The 1,164-nt window shown below is 38.8% G+C and carries 1 protein-coding gene; it reads left to right on the forward strand.

Translation table 11 applies throughout. From position 1 onward, the window contains the following. Positions 1 to 105: 105 nt before the first annotated feature. A complete protein-coding gene (locus ACYVGO_RS24705) occupies positions 106 to 1,110 on the forward strand; it encodes a hypothetical protein (protein ID WP_460971563.1) in 1,005 nt (334 codons plus the stop codon). Positions 1,111 to 1,164 lie beyond the last annotated feature (54 nt).

A 1,164-nucleotide genomic window follows, 5' to 3' on the forward strand; every position in this document is an offset into this window, starting at 1 on the left:
GGGATGGGATGATCAATACCTAATTAGGATGCTACTCAAGATTTAAATGCGTTTAACCTGTTAAGCCTTACCATTCCCAATGTATCAAGAATAAATACTTACAATATGACGCAACAGGAAGTAGCTTTAATCGCTGCAATGCTAGCCTTATCTGGAACTATGTTAACAGGCTTGGTGACATTGACTGTTTCATACTTCACGGCCTTAAGCAATAAAAAGACTCAAGAATCATTAGCAAGGCTAAATACTGAACTGCAAAACCAAAAAGGGGATGTAGATGCCAGGAGAGACTATGAATATGAGGCTAGAAAACGCCTTTATAAAGAGTGTGAGCCACTTTTACTCCGACTTCTGGAAGCTTCAGAAAATGCTCTCTATCGAATTTATAGTCTTGTGCGTACAGCTCGAAACGGTGACTTGGAACCAGGAAAAGATAGCTGGCTGCAAGCATCGGGTTATTATATGGCCTCAACTATTTACAACCTACTCGTTCCAGTTGTTATGTTCCGGTTGCTACAGAATAAGCTCACTTTGGTTGATTTAACCGTTGACGCCACTATCAGAAATCAATACCTGCTAGCAAAATGGATTTACGTTCTTTTTACAGAACCATTCGACTTAGCTAAACAAACTCCGAAATTAGACTACAATCCTTACGATAAAGACTGGCCAACAAAAAGTATTAAACAGCCCAAAGTGTATATGATCCAAGGGATACCATTTGGAAGGCTAGATGCTGCTGTTGATTCAATGATCATACAACAAGACAATGCTTCGGCTCGTTGTATGACATTTGGCGAATTTGAAAGGCTATTTGAAAAGGATTTAAAAAAGAAAGAATCTGTCTTTAGAAGCTTTTACGACATCTTCCTCAACTTCCATCCCGCTAGTCGTCCCGTTCTTTGGCGAATCCTTATAGTAAAAGCCCACCTGTATTCTAAACTTATGGAGACATTTCTCCAGACCAAAGCTTACCCATTTTTAGCTGACATTCCTACTAATTTTTCAACCAATGACCTAAATAAACTTGACTGGAGAGATTCTGATTCAATTCCTATTGAGGCTATACTAGAGCCTATACAAGTAGCCAAAACTTACTTAAATCACTGAAGTTACGCAGTGATTGTGCCTTTGTCACAATCTGAGCAGAATATACCATTTTTG

This window comes from Spirosoma migulaei, assembly GCF_054776855.1.